13 protein-coding genes and 1 pseudogene are annotated in these 14,981 nt (G+C 62.2%); 5 read left to right on the top strand and 9 right to left on the bottom strand.

Annotation, left to right across the window (positions count from 1 at the left end):
• Positions 1-55: 55 nt before the first annotated feature.
• Complete coding sequence (locus QFZ30_RS10800; protein ID WP_307076055.1) at positions 56-1,534, bottom strand: sugar phosphate isomerase/epimerase family protein; 1,479 nt, start codon at positions 1,532-1,534, stop codon at positions 56-58.
• A 30-nt stretch (positions 1,535-1,564) separates the two neighbouring features.
• The gene (locus QFZ30_RS10805; RefSeq protein ID WP_307076057.1) at positions 1,565-2,857 is read right to left on the bottom strand and encodes a C-glycoside deglycosidase beta subunit domain-containing protein; all 1,293 of its coding nucleotides are present in this window, start codon (positions 2,855-2,857) and stop codon (positions 1,565-1,567) included.
• A 118-nt stretch (positions 2,858-2,975) separates the two neighbouring features.
• On the opposite strand from QFZ30_RS10805, the gene QFZ30_RS10810 reads away from it, so the two are divergent.
• On the top strand, positions 2,976-3,845 hold the full coding sequence (locus QFZ30_RS10810; protein WP_307076059.1) for a ThuA domain-containing protein: 870 nt from the start codon (positions 2,976-2,978) through the stop codon (positions 3,843-3,845).
• 1,328 nt (positions 3,846-5,173) lie between these two features.
• Here QFZ30_RS10810 and QFZ30_RS10820 read toward each other — a convergent pair.
• The 3 genes from QFZ30_RS10820 to QFZ30_RS10830 form a co-directional block, all read right to left on the bottom strand.
• Positions 5,174-5,998: a DDE-type integrase/transposase/recombinase gene (locus QFZ30_RS10820; RefSeq protein WP_307076061.1), complete on the bottom strand. Its 825-nt coding sequence runs from the start codon at positions 5,996-5,998 to the stop codon at positions 5,174-5,176.
• Positions 5,999-6,176: 178 nt separating this feature from the next.
• Complete coding sequence (locus QFZ30_RS10825) at positions 6,177-6,623, bottom strand: hypothetical protein (protein WP_307076063.1); 447 nt, start codon at positions 6,621-6,623, stop codon at positions 6,177-6,179.
• Positions 6,624-7,218: 595 nt separating this feature from the next.
• Positions 7,219-8,244, bottom strand: coding sequence for a LacI family DNA-binding transcriptional regulator (locus QFZ30_RS10830; protein WP_307076065.1), 1,026 nt, complete (start codon positions 8,242-8,244; stop codon positions 7,219-7,221).
• A gap of 256 nt (positions 8,245-8,500) precedes the next feature.
• Between QFZ30_RS10830 and QFZ30_RS10835 the strand changes: the two genes are divergently transcribed.
• From QFZ30_RS10835 to QFZ30_RS10845, 3 genes are read left to right on the top strand one after another with little or no spacing between them, the layout of a single operon-like run.
• On the top strand, positions 8,501-9,703 hold the full coding sequence (locus tag QFZ30_RS10835; protein WP_307076067.1) for a phytanoyl-CoA dioxygenase family protein: 1,203 nt from the start codon (positions 8,501-8,503) through the stop codon (positions 9,701-9,703).
• A 16-nt stretch (positions 9,704-9,719) separates the two neighbouring features.
• Positions 9,720-10,733: an inositol 2-dehydrogenase gene (iolG, locus tag QFZ30_RS10840; RefSeq protein WP_307076069.1), complete on the top strand. Its 1,014-nt coding sequence runs from the start codon at positions 9,720-9,722 to the stop codon at positions 10,731-10,733.
• Complete coding sequence (locus QFZ30_RS10845; protein ID WP_307076072.1) at positions 10,730-11,518, top strand: SDR family oxidoreductase; 789 nt, start codon at positions 10,730-10,732, stop codon at positions 11,516-11,518. The genes iolG and QFZ30_RS10845 overlap by 4 nt, the downstream gene beginning before the upstream one ends.
• A gap of 267 nt (positions 11,519-11,785) precedes the next feature.
• On the opposite strand, the gene QFZ30_RS10850 is transcribed toward QFZ30_RS10845, so the two are convergent.
• Both QFZ30_RS10850 and QFZ30_RS10855 read right to left on the bottom strand, forming a co-directional pair.
• Positions 11,786-12,343 carry a Gfo/Idh/MocA family protein gene (locus QFZ30_RS10850; RefSeq protein ID WP_307076073.1) on the bottom strand — a complete coding sequence of 186 codons (558 nt, stop codon included), beginning with the start codon at positions 12,341-12,343 and terminating at the stop codon, positions 11,786-11,788.
• Entirely contained in the window at positions 12,316-12,702 is a 387-nt protein-coding gene (locus QFZ30_RS10855; RefSeq protein ID WP_307076075.1) for a Gfo/Idh/MocA family protein, read from the bottom strand. Before QFZ30_RS10855 ends, QFZ30_RS10850 begins: the two co-directional genes overlap by 28 nt.
• A 130-nt stretch (positions 12,703-12,832) precedes the next feature.
• On the opposite strand from QFZ30_RS10855, the gene QFZ30_RS10860 reads away from it, so the two are divergent.
• Complete coding sequence (locus QFZ30_RS10860) at positions 12,833-13,666, top strand: alpha/beta fold hydrolase (RefSeq protein WP_307076077.1); 834 nt, start codon at positions 12,833-12,835, stop codon at positions 13,664-13,666.
• A gap of 255 nt (positions 13,667-13,921) precedes the next feature.
• Here the strand turns inward: QFZ30_RS10860 and QFZ30_RS10865 are convergent.
• Both QFZ30_RS10865 and QFZ30_RS10870 read right to left on the bottom strand, forming a co-directional pair.
• A pseudogene (locus tag QFZ30_RS10865) lies at positions 13,922-14,275 on the bottom strand (DUF1622 domain-containing protein); the annotation flags it as partial.
• A gap of 137 nt (positions 14,276-14,412) precedes the next feature.
• Positions 14,413-14,763 (bottom strand): GNAT family N-acetyltransferase, encoded by a 351-nt coding sequence (locus QFZ30_RS10870; RefSeq protein WP_307076079.1) that lies wholly within the window; start codon positions 14,761-14,763, stop codon positions 14,413-14,415.
• Positions 14,764-14,981 lie beyond the last annotated feature (218 nt).

The following is a 14,981-nucleotide window of genomic DNA, read 5'->3' on the forward strand; positions in this document are numbered from 1 at the left end:
CGATGCCCGGCCTGCATAAGGACGGGCATCGACGCATGGGGATTTGTTTGCAGCGTCAGGCTGATGTGAGCGCCGTCCGCATGCTCTTGCGAATGAGGTCGTGCTGCTTGCGGACCAGCAGCAGCGGGTCCACCTCCCCGAGCTCAGCGAAGGCGTGGCCCTCCCACTCGCTGGACCAGTAGCCGCGGTAGCCGCCTTCCACGAACACGCGGACCAATTCCGGGTAGTCGATCGCGGGCTCATTGCCCTGCTCATCGATGTCGTAGAACTTCGCGTGGACGTGCATGATCTGCGGCATGATGTCAGACCACTCCTTCGGACTGACATGGCCGTGCATGTTGAAGGCGAGGTGGGCGAAGGAACCGAGGCGGGCAGGATCAAAGCCGCGTCCGCGCAGGTAGTCAATGAAGTCCTCCTGCCGCGCCCGCATCGGGGCCTCGGTGGCCCAGATGGCTTGCAGCCTTTGCACGGCGTCGTCGTCGAGTCCGGCCCGGCGGACAGCGCGCAGGAGGGTGGGTGACATGCTGTGCATGGTGGAGGAAAAATCCGCTACGAAGCCCAACATCGGAGAGTCGAGATCGGCGTAGACGTCGCGGACCTTCATGATCTCCGGGGAGTTGGGTCCCAGCGGCGCGTGGATCTCGTAGGCAAGCTTGAGTTCGAGGTCTTCGGCCAGCGGCAGGAGCCGGCGCAGCAGTTCGGGCTTGGCGCTCTGGATGCGGACAAGCGGGAACCCCAGCTTCTTCGCGCCGTGGAAGAGCGTCTCGGTGAACTCGTATTCTTCGTCCGGCGTCATGTCACGGTCCCGGCGCCGGCCCATGTCCAGGTTGGCGCCAAAGGAGCTTGCGGTGAAGCCGTGTTTGTCGAAGGCCTCCTGCCAGGAACGGGCGAAGTCATCAGTTACGTCCGGATAGGTCGGCAGTACCTGGGAGGCCACGATCTCGATGCCGGGGCCGATGCCCAGCTCCGCCACCCGGTTCAGCAGGCCGTCGAAGTCGTACCAGCCGGCCCGGAACTCGGCACTGGCTGAGTACAGGGTAAGCCCGAGCGAGAACGGATCGTCCTCGGACTTCGGCGGAGGCGGCGTGACCGCCCTCGTCAGTTCCGGGGCAGCAGAGGCCCTGTCCGTGACGGTCAGCTCCAGCGTTTGGTCCACGAAGTTGGGGACGTACATGCCGGGACCGCCGTGCTGGCCCGGTGCGATCTGCATGTACGGCAGTCGAAGCTCCCCCATTACCTGGATGGTGTGCTGTTCGCCCAGGGAAACCGGGCTTACCCTCTTGGCGATGAGCAGGGGATGTTCCTGCAGGTACCAGAGTGTCTCGCTTTGCGCCGGCAGGTCGGGAAGCGCATAGCGGACACCACCCAGTTCCAGGGACAGGTCCCCGGCGGGAATGTCCTGGCCGTCGACGGTCAGCTGCAGGCTGGAAACCGAGGAGAGCCACAAGCTGCGGTACCAAGGAATCGTCAGGGCCAGCGCGAGGCCCTCCGGATGGGGGCGGAGGCTTGATTCGTCAATAAGTCCGTTTGGCATGGTTGTTCTCTTTGCTGGGAGATGGGATGGTCAGGGAAGTTCGGAGGTGATGCGGCGGATCAGGGCGTGCTGGCGCCGTACCTGCTCGATGGCACGCCACGGCGTACGTTCGCCTTCGTATTCGCTGGAGAGGTAGCCGGTGTAGCCGGCGTCCTTGAGGCTTTGGAGCACGGGCCGCCAAGGGATCTGCTGGTCTTCCAGCTGGTCGTTGATGTCATGGAACTTCGCCTGGATGAACACAACATACTGGGCGATGTCTGCGAAATTGGCCGGATCGACGCCGATGCCGTCCAGGAAGGCGGGCCGGGTTTCGCGGGTCTCCCCTTCACGCAGGGGGATGGGCCGGTCCTGGAAGATGCCCGTATCGATGAGCAGACCGAAGTTCTTGGTTCCGGTCCGTTCGATGAGGCCGATGTAGTCGTCCACGACGGGGTGCTTGATGGGTGTGGGCGAATGGATCTCGGGGCAGATGATGATCCCCAGTTCGTGGGCCAGATCCAGGGAGCGCTCAACGGACTCGGTCCAGATCGGATCCGGAACGAGGTCACTGGAGACCACGCCGATCTTGGGCCGCACGAAGCCGAAGCCCAGCCGGTGGGCAAGCCGCAGGTCGCGCTGCAGAGCCTCTGCACCCTCGGCGGCGGTCATGCTCCGTCCCGGGTGCAGCCGGGTGTCGATCCATGATCCGTAGTTCGTGGGCTCCAACGAGTATTTCTCGAGCAGGCCGAACCAATTGTCCACCCACGCCGGGGTGGGTTCCGGATAGTTGGGGATGTGGCCCTCGCCGAGGATCTCTACGCCGGTGGCGCCCACATCGGCGAGGGACGCCAGCGAGGTCTCCAGGTCCATCACGGTGCCGTAGTCGCCCATGTAGCTGTAGAGGGAAACGCCGTAGCGGAAGGTTCCGTCACCGCCCTCCGGCGCCAGAGTCACCGTACGGCTGACGCGGTGGATCGTGGGCTGGTGCTCGACGGGAATGTAGGACATGCGCAGCCGCAGCTCGATGGTGAGCTCGTGGACGCCTTGCTGCAGGCCGCCGTCGAACGGCACTGTGATTACCGCCGCTTCCTCAAGGGGCCAGCGCACGCCCTCGCTTTCCCAAAGCTGCGCCAGGGTGTAAGTCCGCCCGCCGAAGGTCCACAGCGGAATATCAGGGCCGACGTCGACGATGTTGCCAACGCGGACCGCAATGCCGTCGATGAGGGACGCGGCCATGCCGCGGTAGGAAGGCATCCGGACCCGGAACTGGAAGCCGGTCACGCGCCCACCCTCGGTGACGTTGCGGAAGCCGACGGACTGGATGAGGTCTCTTTCGAGAAGCATCGTTGCTCACTCTCTGTAGGTGCACACTGATCGTATCAGCATTATGTCTATTTCATACATAAGTATGTAAGCTTTCCCCATAAGTTGGGACGACTAATAGAATCGAGGCATCAATGCCATGGCCGACATGTTGAACGCCCTCATCCTCTCCGGGCACATGACCCGGGAGCACGACAACGAGTTCCGCAGTTTTCGGGCGCACAACCAATGGCTCACCACCGTGCTTGAGGACACGGGCCATTTCCGCGTCCGCGTCGCCGAGGACCCGCGGGGGCTCGGGGCGAACGTTATCGACAAATACGACGTGGTCATCGTCGTGTTCGAGGGCCGCGACGGATATCACGAAAAAGCGGTCGGTTTCGGCGCGGAAACCGACGCGGCCCTGCTGAAGTTTGTTCACGACGGCGGGAAGGGGATCGTCTGGTTCCATGGCTCAGCCGTGCAGGAGGACGACTGGGGTTACCCCGAGGAGTACAACATCATGCGGGGTGCGAAGCTCAGCGTGCCCACGGGGCTGCGCCCGCGTCCATGGGGTGAGGCCCTGCTGCATACCGCACAGCCGCGCCACCCCATCACGGAGGGCATCGGCGATACCTGGACGGTGACCGGTGACGACATCCTGACTGGCGTACAGCTGTATGAAGGTGCGGAGGTGCTTCTCTCAATGTTTGACGACTTGGAGTCGTACGAGAAGGCGCCGATGTGGCCCATGTCCCATTATCCGGTGGCCATTCCTGCGGAGGGCCTCGAGGGCCTTCCCGGCATAAACACGCTGCAGCCCCTTGCGTGGATCAACAATTACGGCAACGGTCGCAGCTTCACGATTACCATCGGCCACGACATCGATACTTTCCGGCGAATCGAGTTCATCCGGATGTTCCCCCGCGGCGTGGAGTGGGCTGCGACAGGTAAAGTCACGCTCGAAGGACCGGACCGCCGGGGCGAGCGACGGTTCCTTCCGTGGCCGTACTACAACCGCGAGGGGTAACGCCGTTACGGCGGGAGCCTCTATCGCCGCACGAAAGGATGAAGCGACCGGCCACCAGCGTGGCACGGGTGTGGTGCTTTTGCGTGCTACGCCAGCCTGATACGGAGGCACGCTGTTCCTTGAAGGCCGGCACCAAATGTTCGAGGGACCGCTTCTTTCCTCGCAGGCAAGGCAAGCGCCGAACCAGAGGCTACCTCGTCCAGTGCAAGACCTCACGGTGACGGAGCGTTCAATGGCCTCGTTCGGCGTACCGATCATGGCCTGTCTGGTGGAGTGCTTCGGGCCTGAACTTGGGGCGGTCGACGAACTTTTCTTCAGGTATAGGTTCGAGGACCCCGTACTTCGGATTGGCCATGTTGCCGAATCAGGCGTCGATGGTGGATAAACTTTTGGATGCCCTCGACGGGGCGGCGCCTGCCTTCTGGCTCGTCTCAGGTGGACGCGCATTCGGTTGAGAACAACGAGTTCGGGCCGCGACTCCCTCGTGCAAATTCTCACTCATCCATCCCGGCCAAGCCGTTCTGGCGGTCAGCATCTGGTGACTGCTCCACGTGCGGACACGCGCTAGTTGCCATTACTCCATGCCGGTTTTGGAGCACACCCCAACCTGACGTCAGGCACCACCGGGCCGGCTGTCCGAATAGGATCTGAAGTTCGGCTTCTAGACATACCTTTGGAAAGTCTTGGATTTCGTCCTGACAGCTTCCGTAGGGGTAACTGCAGTGTCCACAGCATTGACCGGCTCCCTCACAACCTGAATGAGCTGCGTTCACTGATCCAACCCCTGACACAAAAGGGAGTCCAGGTGGAGATCGTCAAGGAACACTTGGTCTTCACGGTGAGGACCCACCGGGCGCTCCTATAAAACAGACATAAGTGTGGACAATGTCCACACCTAGATTGACAGGACAAACCGAGCACTCGCGGCTCCCTCTGGACGTCTAAAAGGAGTCCTTCGAAAAAATCCCGTCCAAAGTTGGCGACGTCATGTCGCACACGCAACCCTGAACCATGAACAGGTGTTGGCCACCCACGACCAAGCCGACAGAACCGGAACGAGGAAACACATAACCCCACCCACAGCAGGCGGAGGGCCCACTAGCCAGGGACTTGAACCCGTCACCCACATACCTGAATAGGCCACCGCGGCGGCCAGGCCAGAGCCCGCGCACCAGCGTCAGAGGGACGCCACCGCAAGCTTTGTACACACGTTAAAGCAAAAACCCCCTCTGACGAGGGGGAATGCTGTGCCCGAGGTGGGACTCGAACCGGGTGCCAGCCCCTGAAAACACTGGGAACCCGCGAAAACATACCGAATCCGGTATATATCAAGCTGTTTGTGACAGCTGGTTGGTTGTGTAGTTGATGCCGGCGTTGGCCGGGGCGGCTGGTGCGGTGGGTTTGTTTCTGTATCGGTGAGGATGTCGGGCGTGGCAGGCGTTGAGTGTTGTCTGGCGCCGCCGGCGTGCCTGGTCGACTCGTCCTTCGTGGACGGTGTCGGGCGTGTAGTAGTTCAGGCCGCTGTGGCAGTGGTTGGCGTTGTAGTCAGCGAAGAATGCCGCCATGTATTCGCGGGCGTGCTGGAGGTCCTGGAATCGGCGGGGAAAGTCCAGGTCGTATTTCACTGTCTTGAACAGGGATTCTGAGTAGGGGTTGTCGTCGGAGACCCGCGGACGGGAGTAGGACAGTGTGATGCCCAGGGACTGGGCAAGCTGGAGGGTGCTGCCGGCCCGCATGGGTGCGCCGTTGTCGGCGTGGAGTACGGCAGGGTGCTGTCGGTTTTCGGTGACCGCGCCTTTGATCAGTGCGGCGGCGAGGGCGGCCGTTTCGGTGTGTTCAACGCGGTGCCCGACGACTTTGCGGGAGAACACGTCCAGAATCGTGTAGAGCCGGTAGGTGTGTTTGCCCGGGCCGTGGAGCATCGTGATGTCCCAGGTCCAGAGCTGGTTCGGGGCGGTCGCGTGCAGGATGGGTTTGGCTCGTTTGGGGCCGGTTCCCGTGCGCTGTTCGCGGCGGTCGCCGTTCTGCCCGTTCCGGGCCACGATGCGGTGGGCGGCGGCGATGGAGAAGAAACAGTGCCCCGCGTCGAGCATCCGGTAGTAGGCCTGAGTGACGGATAGGTTGGCGTATTCCTGGGAGTTCAGCAGCACCATGAAGGCGTCGGCTTCGGCATCGGTGATCCGGTTCGGGTAGGCGCGGTGGGATGGGGCACAATGATCCCCGGCGGCGTAGACGGGCTCAGACGCCGGTACCAGGCGGTGCGGTGAACACCCACCAAGGCACAGGCCTTCACCGCGGACCAGCCGGCCGTGATCAGTTTCCCGGCAAAGGTCAGGGCGATGTCTTTCCAGGTTTTGGCGTCAGCCACTCCGGCCGGCCCGGCTCCGGATCCTCCACTTTTGGATCCGTCGCCGCCGCGCTCTTGGCCATCGCGTCCAAGAGCGCGGAAGCTTTTCCCAAAATGTCCACGGCAGCCTCGGACCGCGCCAGCTTGGCCTTGAGGATTTCGTTTTCCTTCAAAACCCGTTTGAGCAACTGCTTATCGCCCGCGTTCAATCGCTGATCCTCCTCTAGATTGTCGGATCTGGACCTCAACTCCCCGGACTCCCGCTCGCGGCACCAACGGTTCATGGTGCCCTCGGTGATGCCCGCAGCCCTGATAAATGCGGCTTTAGAGCCCCACTCGAGGCATTTGTCGTACTCATCCAGAATCGCGTGCTTCTGGTCAGTAGTGAAGTGCTTCCGGTTCGAAACACGGACAGGCATAACGAAATCCATGATGGACCTTTCCCCGCTCTGAGCACCGACTCCAGCAACAGGGAACCTGTCACACAACAGCCTGACACACAGGGAATCCGGCCCAGTCCGGCCGATGTACGGCCCAGTCCGAAGCCCAGAGTGTGCACAATGTGCACACCCTTCTTTGCCCGTTTCGCTGCCCCATTCGCCGACTCCGGCGCCCGGATCAGCTGGAGTTCACCGATTACTTGATCCAGCACCAATCCCCCACGTTGTCCTCTCGCACTCCGCATGGCCGTTTGTCCGCTACGACTACGACATCCCAGAAATGGCGACCGCGCACAGGCGAACCAGGAAGAGCTGGCTGAGGCCAGACCGACGGAACGGCGGTTATCGGCGTTCAAATGGGAAGCGTTCAAAGCCGATGACAGAAGGCGGGCCGACAAGAAAAGAAATAGGGCAACAAACGTCAGGTTGAGCTTAGTACGACACTCCTCCGTCTCTCTGAGCGGAAACGTCCGTCAGGAAACCGGGGCCGTATGCCGTTGCTAGCCCTCTTTACCCGCCATGCACCGCCCTGCACCTGACCGGTGTCTCTGCGACGCCTCCTGCAAATCGCGGCTGAACGGCGGGCTCAGATTCCGTGGGGAATGTTGAAGGGCGTGATGACTTCGATTTGGGAGGCGTGGCCGGCGTCGGCCTCCGGTAGGGCGCCGTGTGCGTGCATGATGATTCGACAGCAGCGCTGGATGTCCTGCTTGAGATCGTGATGGAGCAGGGCGGACATGGTGCCTGAGCGCAGCAGGGCGATATTGTCGGGGGCCAGGTCGTGGCCGATGAACACATGCGGTTTCCGTCCCGCCGCTTCGAATGCTTGAATGATGCCGGCGTTGCCGCCGCCGATAGAGTAGACGGCGCTGACGTCGGGGTGAGCGTCCAGGGCTTCGCCCATCAGCCTTAGCGTCGTCTGATCCAGTCCATCGCTGGCGGGCAGATACAGGACCGCCCGCCCGGGATCCACGGAACGCATGGCTGAACGGAAACCCATCTCCCGTTCCTCCTCCCCGCGGAAGAAGTCGTTGCTCACCGTGACCGCAACCGCTCCCGGGCTCATCCCCAACCACTGGTGGATCAGGTAAGCCGCCGTCGCCCCCGCGGACCGGTTGTCCATGCCTACATAAGCCACCCTGCTGCTGGCGGGGAGGTCGGTGACCAGAGTGACGATGGGGATCCCGCCCTCGGCAAGCCGGCTCACGGCAGCTCTAACCACCGGCACGTCCGGAGCCTTGAGGATGACGCCGTGGCTGCCCCGTTTGCCGATCCTGTCCAGCTCGGCCGCACATTCCTCCGCGTTCCACTGCTCGTGCAGGTGGAACCGAGCCCTGAACACTGCAGGCCGCAGCAGCGGCAGCACCGATTCCAGTGCGTCTTTCACCGAGGTGGTGAACCTCATGGGGGCGTCAGCAACGACGTCGATCATGAACCGCCGCCCCGTCAGCTCCAGTTGGAGCCGCTGGGCCTCCATATCCCTGATGGCCTGGCGTACCTGGCCGGCGGTGCTTTGCCGCACGCCCGGACGATTGTGAAGGACGCGGTCCACGGTCGCGTCACTGACCCCTGCCTGGCGGGCGATTTCCCTAACCGAGTACGGGTGCGCCATCGGAGTCCTTGCGATCGATCAATGATGTTTTCCTGAGGCCTTTCGGGGCTACCAAGACTCTCGCACTGGTTCCCGCATGCTGGCAAGAGATCCGAGCCTCCTGCGTAAGAAGCTCGGAGTCCGAATTTGGCCATGATGGATTCTTGAGGGATTTCAGCGTTGCGCTGGACTCATCGGATGAAAGAAGCTGGAAACCGCACCGGCGCTCATGCGAACACTGTTTCAAGCCGCATCACTGTTTCAAGGAGGAAACACCATGACCACGACCGCATCGTCACACGCACCCGGAACCCACGCTCCACAGTGGTTCGGCCATGACAGCTGCCGGCTCGAGGATTTCGTTGCCGTCGTCGGCGAAAAGACGAAGCTGGAGGACTACGCGTACGCTGACGCCGTCGAGCAGAACGTGCTCATTTACGGCAAGCGCCTGCACAGCTATTTGGAGTCTCCCGAAGAGCGCGCTGACGTTCAGGCTGAACTGATCCGTGCCCTGACTGCCGGGCCGGGCATCGTCGTTTTCAAGGGCGCCTTCGCCGACACCGCCATCGTGGACCGCGCCACCGCGGCGTTCAACAGCATCATCGCCGAGCAGAAGGCTTCCGGCGCCGCCGCCGGAGACCACTTTGCCAAACCGGGCGCAAACGACCGCATCTGGGGCGCGCTGGACAAGCTGGCCGTGCGCGACCCGCAGGTGTTCGCCGAGTACTACTCCAACGACATTCTGGCCCTCATTTCCGAGGCCTGGCTCGGCCCCAACTACCAGGTCACCTCACAGGTCAACGTCGTGAACCCCGGCGGTGCGGCGCAGACCGCCCACCGCGACTACCACCTCGGCTTTATGTCCAGCGAGCAGGCCGCCCGGTATCCGGCCCACATCCACCTGCTCTCCCCTGCGCTGACGCTGCAGGGCGCCGTTGCTCACTGCGACATGCCGGTGGAGTCGGGGCCCACCCTGTACCTGCCGCACTCCCACAAGTACGACGCCGGTTATCTCGCCTTCCACCGTCCCGAGTTCACCCGCTACTTCGAGGAGAACTACGTGCAGCTGCCGCTTGAGCAAGGCGATGCCGCATTCTTCAATCCCGCACTGTTCCACGGTGCCGGCCACAACAAGTCCGCCGATATCCGCCGCATGGCAAACCTGCTGCAGGTTTCCTCCGCATTCGGCCGGGCCATGGAATCGGTGGACCGCACGGCCATGTCCGCTGCCCTGTACCCGACGCTGCGGCAGCTCAAGGCGGATGGCACCAGCGACAGGTTCCTGCGCAACGTCATCGCCGCATCAGCCGAAGGCTACGGCTTCCCCACTAATCTTGACTGCGACCAGCCGGTGGGAGGCATCGCCCCTGAATCGCAGGCTGAGCTGGTCTGGCGGAGCCTCCAGGAAGACGCCGAACCTGATGCCCTGCTGCGTGATCTGGAGGCCGCCGCCCGGCGCCGCCTCACGGATGGCCTGTGAGACCGCAGGGATTGCCATGAAGAAGCTGAACGTCGCCCTGTGCGGGTCCGGCCGGATCGGCCGGGTGCACGCTGCCAACATCGCGGCCCATCCGGGGATCAACCTGACCTGGGTTGCCGATCCGATGACCGAGAGCGCGGAAGAAGTCGCCACACAGTACGGGGCCCGCCCTACCGGCTCCACTGCCGATGTCTTCACCGACGCGTCACTGGACGCCGTCGTAATCTGTTCGCCGACCCCAACACACGTCCAGCTGATTGAGGCGGCGGCCGCGAGAGGCATCGCTGTGCTGTGTGAAAAACCGATCGATCTCGACATCGAGCGGGTACGAAGCTGCCGGGAGACGCTGGCCGCGGCCAGCATTCCGCTAATGATGGGCTTCAACCGGCGGTTTGATCCCGCCTTCGCAGCGATTCATCAGCGCATAACGGCGGGAGAGATCGGTCGGCTCGAGCATCTGTCCATCGTCAGCAGGGACCCGGCGCCGGCCCCTGCGGCATATATCGCAGCATCCGGAGGAATTTTCCGGGATATGACCATCCACGACCTGGACATGGCCCGGTTCTTCATTCGGGACATTGTGGAGGTCACCGCGCACGGCGCGAACGTCTTCAGCGACTACATCGCCGAGGCTGGAGACTTCGACTCCGCCGTCGTGACCCTCCGTGGACGGAACGGGGAACTAGTCAGCATCACGAACTCCCGGCACAGCGCCTACGGGTATGACCAGAGGCTTGAAGCCTTTGGAAGCGGGGGGATGCTGCGGGCTGACAACATTTCACCCACTACCGTGCGCAGCTTTGGAAGTCGCACTGTGGAGGCGGCAGACCCGTACGAGCCGTTCTTTTTGGAGCGCTACGCCGTGGCGTACCGGCGCGAACTCGACTATTTTGTCGAGGCCGTGCACACCGGCAGCCCTTGTTCGCCCGGATTCGACGACGGCATGGCCGCGATGGTCCTGGCCGATGCGGCGGCGGAATCGGCAGCGACCGGCAGGACCATCACCGTTAAAGGAGCATTGCAGACATGACAGCATCAGGGCTGCTCAAGGACACCGTCGTATTAATCAGCGGGGGCACCCAGGGCCTGGGCGCCGGCATTGCCCGGCAGGCCGCAGCCGAGGGAGCCGCGGGCATCGCCGTCACCGGACGCTCCGCGGAGGCCGGCGGGAAAATCGCCGAGGACCTCACCGGACTCGGCGTGCCTGCGGTATTCCTGCAGGCAGACCTCGGAGACACGCAGCAGGCAAGCAGCACCGTCACCAGGGCCATTGAGCACTTCGGCCGTCTAGATGCGGTGGTCAATGCTGCGGGCCTGACAACCCGAGGCAGCATGACCGACACAACCCCTGAACTGTTCGATGAACATATTGCCGTCAACCTCAAGGCGCCGTTCTTCATCATGTCCGAGGCCATCAAGCACTTCAAGGAACGTGAAGCTCCGGGGAACATCGTCAACATCATCACCATGTCCTCACACGGAGGCCAGCCCTACCTGGCGCCATACGTCGCGTCCAAGGCCGGGCTCGCCGGACTGACCCGGAATGCGGCCTACGCCCACCGGTGGGACAGGATCAGAATCAACGGCGTCAACATCGGCTGGACGGCAACGGAGGGCGAAGACCTCATTCAGCGACGGTTCCACGGCGCCGGCGACGACTGGCTCGAAAAAGCCAACGCCTCCGTCCCGATGGGCAAGCTCGGCCAGGTCGATGAGATCGCCGAGTTTGTCGTGTTCCTGCTCTCTGCCCGCAGCGGCATAGTGACCGGTTCCGTCATCGACTGGGACCAGAATGTGGTTGGCGGCGCGGATTGAGCTGGGCTTCGGGTCCCGGGCGACGAGTCGGGTGAGCCCTAGTCGGCGCCAGAAGGCGTTTTGGTCGCCGCACAAACGGACGACGGCGGGAGCGACCGCCGTCGTCCGTTTGTGTTAAGGGCTGCTGCCGGCTGCCTGGGAAACCGAGGCGGGAGCCAGGAAGGACCGGTCGCCAAGCTCGAACTTAGAGCTGCGGGTTTTCCGCAGAGTTATTGGCCGTTGCGACGTGTCGCGATCCTCGTGAACTGCTTTCGGCATAGATGGTGTTCAGCCACCTTCGCTGGCTCTGACCTTGCAGGGCAGGCCGGCAGCGAGCGATTCGTGGACGGCGAGGCGCACAGCAAGGTTCTGCTCGGTTAGTTCCCTGTCTACGAACTCTGACCCGGAACTGCGTGCCCGGACACTGAACCGTTCAATTTCGGCCTTGAAATGGTCTTCGGTGATGTCGAAATCCTCCGTATGGCCGTTCCGCAGCGAGACTCTCACCCGCGCGGAATCCCCGGGGTCGGGGTCGAAGGCCGTGTCGAGCGTGATCTGTCCTTCTGTTCCAATGATCTGGAAGGTGTTGGTACGAGGCCCGTCAAATCCGCAGTCCAGGGTCCCCAGGACTCCGTCGTAGTCCAGGATGGCCGCCACCGTGGTTTCAACTGGGTCCGAGGGGCTTGTTCCTTTGGCGTAGACGCTGCTCGGAAGACTACCCATGACCATGTTCATGATGTCGATGGCGTAGCAGCCGACATCATTGACTGCACCACCTTCCAGACCTGGCTGGAGCCTGACCTCGCCGGGAGCGCGGTTCATGACGAAGTGGAAACGCGCGTGCATGGAGATGATGTCCCCGATCCGGCCCGCATTAAGGAGCTCGCGGACTGCTGAGGGTGGAAGCGGTACATGAACGCCTCCATGAGAGTTACTTCGTTCCGTTCACAGGCTTCCACTACCCGTTGATAGTCCTGCAGTCTGCACACCAGAGGCTTCTCGCAGAGGATGTCTTTGCCGGCATTCGCCGCTGCGATGATCCAATCTGCATGCAGACTATTAGGAAACGGCAGGTAAACGGCTTCGATGTTCGGGTCGGCGAGGAGCTCTTCATGCGACGTGTATGACGCCGGAACCCCGCATGGCATCCTCATCAACGGACCCGAACCTGACTTGGCGGCAAGCGCCTTCCCCGTTGCCGCCATACCATAACTTCGTCTGAAAATTCACTAGCGTGGAAAACGTTTCGTCCCTACAGTTGTCCTGCAGTCGTCCACAGTAAGTCCGGCAATCAGGGAACGCTCGTTCTCAGCAGATTCGAGAGGAATCCACAGCATGGCATTCATTACCGTTGGAACCGAAAACAGCACAAACATCGAGGTCTACTATGAGGACCATGGCACCGGTCAGCCGGTTGTCCTCATCCACGGCTACCCTCTCGACGGCCATTCATGGGAAAAGCAGAGCGCCGCCCTGCTCAAGGAAGGCTATCGGGTCATTACCTACGACCGGCGCGGCTTTGGCCGCTCAAGCCAACCCACCACAGGGTATGACTACGACACGTTCGCAGCTGACCTGAACGTGGTTCTCGAGACTCTTGATCTCCGCGACGCTGTCCTCGTCGGTTTCTCCATGGGAACCGGCGAAGTTGGGCGCTATCTGGGCACCTACGGATCCGGCCGCATCTCCAAGGCCGCGTTCCTGGCATCTCTTGAACCGTTCCTGCTCAAGACTGATGACAATCCGGACGGAGTACCACAGGAGGTATTCGACGGTATCCTCGCCGCTGTCACCACGGACCGTTACGCCTATTTCAGCGACTTCTACAAGAATTTCTACAACACTGATCAGACCTTGGGCACAAGGCTGTCGGAGGAGGCCCTGCGCAACAGCTGGAACGTGGCCGCCGGCGCTTCCTGGTACGCCTCCAGCGCCGCAGTGCCAACCTGGACTACCGATTTCCGGGAAGACATTGCCAAGATCGATGTCCCGTCGCTCATCCTGCACGGAACTGCGGACAACATCCTCCCGATCGATGCGACAGGGCGCCTCTTCTACAAGGCACTTCCGTCGGCTGAGTATGTTGAAATCGACGGCGCGCCCCACGGGCTGCTGTGGACTCACGCGGAGGAAGTCAATCAGGCGCTGCTGCGCTTCCTCGCCGGCTAGGTAACCCGCCGGTTGGCATCCCATAAAGCAGGCATGCCACCTCAATGAAGCCGTCCATCTTTGTTGGATGTCTGCTCCGCGGTGACATTTAATGCGCCGCGGAGCGGATTCCCTGTGACTACTGCTTGGTGTTTTGCCGTGTCATTCGCCTGCCGGTCCCCTAGCTTTTCCCGGAGAGGCCTTGGAGCCGTCGTGATACAACGCTGCCGATTCTGGCTTCTGGCGTCTGCCTGGCGCCCCGTCTTCTGACAGGTACTCTTTCTGCCAGGGCCATCTTCCGGTGATTTCGAGTTCGAGCGAGAAACTCAGGAAGGTACGGACGAGGACAATGATTGCCAGCACGCCGACACCTTCAAATGTTGGGGTGATCGCTACGGTCCGGATGATGTCGGCTGCCACGAGTAGTTCCAGGCCCAACAGAATGGAACGTCCCAGGAGTTGACGGTAGGAGCGGTAGACGGATTTGTTGTCTGCCCCGGGGTGGGGCCGCCTCGGGTGGTACCCGCGCATGGCCATCGGAATTGAGACGACCGCGCCAACTACCATTACGGCCACGCCAGCGAAATCCATGAACCGGACCGCTGCCTCGATGATCTGCTGGAATTCCATTCTGCCTTTCCTGTTCCAGTTCTGATTTCGTACCGGGATCCAATACGGGCGGCCTTAATGACCCGTCGATTTCACTTTTGAATTGTGCCGCATCGGACTACGGGTCATTTGTGCCCGTACCGCGGGCGCACTTGTCCTTATGGCGTGTAGACGCGGTCGACGGCGGCCAGGTGCTCAGGCCGGATCGGTGCGGCGTGCCGCTGGTAGTCGGCATGCCGGCGTATGTAGCTCCTGATGTAGGGGCAGACGGGGATGATGGTCAGCCCGGCGGCGATGGTGTCGTCCAGAGCGTGCTTGGCCAGGACCGCGGCGAGGCCCTTGCCTGCGTAGGCGTCGCTGACTTCGGTGTGGTAGAAAATCCGTTCCTGGTCGGCCGGGCTGCTGGCAGGCACGTACTCGGTCTTGCCGATAGCGGTTTGCCCGTCGAGGAGCTCGTAGCAGTGGCTATCGGGGGCATGCCGGACGGTGAAGGTTTGCTCCGGTTCCATAGGGTCTCCTTGAGATCGTTTCAGCCGGTGGCCGGGTGATAGCCTCGCTTGCTGGCAGTCACGGCTTGTTCGTGGAGCTGCCGGCCAGTGTCTTCTTCTCTGAACCGCTCTGGTACTGGTGCTGCCATAGTCTCGAAAACGTTGTAACAGCCGCGGAACAACTCTATCTGCCCAGCGGTGTCCCGTCTCTGCTGGGCGGCGTCGGGCGTCCGGTTCTG

It is taken from the genome of Arthrobacter pascens, assembly GCF_030815585.1.
Classification (GTDB): Bacteria; Actinomycetota; Actinomycetes; order Actinomycetales; family Micrococcaceae; genus Arthrobacter; species Arthrobacter pascens_A.

Coding starts and splice junctions, on each gene's coding strand:
- QFZ30_RS10825 (WP_307076063.1), bottom strand. CDS start 6,623: ATGGATTTCGTTATGCCTGTCCGTGTTTCGAACCGGAAGCACTTCACT.
- QFZ30_RS10810 (WP_307076059.1), top strand. CDS start 2,976: ATGGCCGACATGTTGAACGCCCTCATCCTCTCCGGGCACATGACCCGG.
- QFZ30_RS10855 (WP_307076075.1), bottom strand. CDS start 12,702: ATGGCGGCAACGGGGAAGGCGCTTGCCGCCAAGTCAGGTTCGGGTCCG.
- QFZ30_RS10830 (WP_307076065.1), bottom strand. CDS start 8,244: ATGGCGCACCCGTACTCGGTTAGGGAAATCGCCCGCCAGGCAGGGGTC.
- QFZ30_RS10870 (WP_307076079.1), bottom strand. CDS start 14,763: ATGGAACCGGAGCAAACCTTCACCGTCCGGCATGCCCCCGATAGCCAC.
- QFZ30_RS10850 (WP_307076073.1), bottom strand. CDS start 12,343: ATGCACGCGCGTTTCCACTTCGTCATGAACCGCGCTCCCGGCGAGGTC.
- QFZ30_RS10835 (WP_307076067.1), top strand. CDS start 8,501: ATGACCACGACCGCATCGTCACACGCACCCGGAACCCACGCTCCACAG.
- QFZ30_RS10820 (WP_307076061.1), bottom strand. CDS start 5,998: ATGGTGCTGCTGAACTCCCAGGAATACGCCAACCTATCCGTCACTCAG.
- QFZ30_RS10860 (WP_307076077.1), top strand. CDS start 12,833: ATGGCATTCATTACCGTTGGAACCGAAAACAGCACAAACATCGAGGTC.
- QFZ30_RS10845 (WP_307076072.1), top strand. CDS start 10,730: ATGACAGCATCAGGGCTGCTCAAGGACACCGTCGTATTAATCAGCGGG.
- QFZ30_RS10805 (WP_307076057.1), bottom strand. CDS start 2,857: ATGCTTCTCGAAAGAGACCTCATCCAGTCCGTCGGCTTCCGCAACGTC.
- QFZ30_RS10800 (WP_307076055.1), bottom strand. CDS start 1,534: ATGCCAAACGGACTTATTGACGAATCAAGCCTCCGCCCCCATCCGGAG.
- iolG (WP_307076069.1), top strand. CDS start 9,720: ATGAAGAAGCTGAACGTCGCCCTGTGCGGGTCCGGCCGGATCGGCCGG.